The following is a 1821-nucleotide window of genomic DNA, read 5'->3' on the forward strand; positions in this document are numbered from 1 at the left end:
GCCTAAAAATTAGGCAGGACAAGTAGAACACCTGGGTCAGTTTTGAATCAGCAGAACCCCTTCAAGTGGGTCACTTTTCGGTCAGCGGCAACAATGAACTACCGGTTTCGCGATTAATCATATTGTCGCTCATTGAAAAAAGTTATTTATTTTGGCTATATGCATTCTGAGGTTGGATGTAACATTATTTTAGCCATGGGCACCAAATTTGGTATTAGCTGCCAAGGTTGGAATTGTCGAAAAGTTTCTACTGTCTTTGAGATTATGCTGGTTGGAATTGCCAGATCCGTACAGTTTTTGTACCCATATTTCCAGTGGTTGCGTTAGGCTTCTCGATTTTGCCTCCTTTTCTTCCATCATTGTCTCTGTCACTATCTTTTACGGTTTTGACTGGTTGAGAAATATTGTGCACAGCATCATCGTCAATTAGCATATTCAGGAGATTATATTAATTGATGAAAGTCCAATCGACTATGTCGAGCGGTGACCGACGAAAACAACCTATCAGTGATTTTCACCTATACCGTTTCACTGGTAACTCGATACCCAAAGCCCAGTGGATCGTCGTAAGAAGGTGCCACACTATTCCGATTAAGGCGGACATGCAAAGCTTTGGCGTTCGCTTTGAGCCGGGCCGGATAAAACAAGATCTTTACCGTTGCTATCAACCTCGGAGTGATAGTCAAAAGTATTCCAGCTAAAGCCCGTGACGATGCCATATTTCTTGCCTGTGCTTCGCAAAGCGCACCACTGATTTTTCAAATCTTCTTCCAAAATCATATAGTCCGCAATTGCTGTGCGTGGACTGGCAGCGAGAATAGTATCCAGTTCAGCGGGGGAGCCAATGTTTTTCAGTAATAGCTTTATCGGATTATTGGCAGCCTTACCGCTATTGAAGCGGACAATGAAATCGGATAATGGCGTAGCCCCGTTACCATACCCGGCGCGATATAAATTATCTACTTCCACCGATACCACGCCCAAGGGCTGTAGATCGCTCAATTGTTGTTGCAACTGTTTAAAAAAGCCAGTTTGATTCCATTCCTTCATCCAATCGGCATTGTCGTCTTGGCAGTGATCACCGACCGGGATCGATTTTGCGACATAGATTTTGGCGGCATTTTGTACGCGCACACATTCATCTGGCGCCCAGCTATTACCGGTTGGCCCGCCTGGTCCCTCCAAATACACGTGCAAGCGCCAACCCTGAGTACGCATTTTCTGCACGCTGCTTAAAAAATCGGGCGAAGCGGTATCGCCGCCGACATCTATTCCAGCAATCACATCCGTATATTTTGCCAAGGCAGCCTTCGCCTTTGGTGTAGTCAGGACATCAAGCGCCTTGTGACCAGAACTAAAATAGAAATACGTTAGCGCTCCAGGTGTTGGTGTTGGTGTTGGTGTTGGTGTTGGTGTTGGTGTTGGTGTTGGTGTTGGTGTTGGTGTTGGTGTCGGACCAGACGCACCTCCGCCACCGCAAGCGAGCAACAGGCTGCATAAAACCAAAGTTAAAAATTTACGATTGCCGACAATTTTTTGGATGTTCACAGCGCTGACCTCACTTGAAAAATGGATTTAGACTACACCAGTATCGGCTGCGAGCAGCACCGAGACCGAGTTCTAGAAAACAGTTGATGCCTCCGGATGTTGGAATCACTTCTGCTTTTTAAACAAAAACCAAAGGTGTGTAGCTTTATTATATCTTTTAGCAATATGAAGACTGAGATGTTGACGATCGCCCAGAATTGACCCACTTCGGGCAATAAATTTCATCCAAATTTGACCCACGTGATTGAATCACCTGCTTAATTATTAAGCAGG

At 45.2% G+C, this 1821-nt stretch carries 1 protein-coding gene; it reads right to left on the bottom strand.

The features are described from left to right. Positions 1-591: 591 nt before the first annotated feature. Positions 592-1548 (bottom strand): hypothetical protein, encoded by a 957-nt coding sequence (locus RCH09_RS19580; protein WP_326942818.1) that lies wholly within the window; start codon positions 1546-1548, stop codon positions 592-594. Between the last annotated feature and the right edge of the window lie 273 nt (positions 1549-1821).

The organism is Actimicrobium sp. GrIS 1.19 (assembly GCF_035984655.1).
Taxonomy (GTDB): Bacteria; Pseudomonadota; Gammaproteobacteria; order Burkholderiales; family Burkholderiaceae_D; genus Actimicrobium.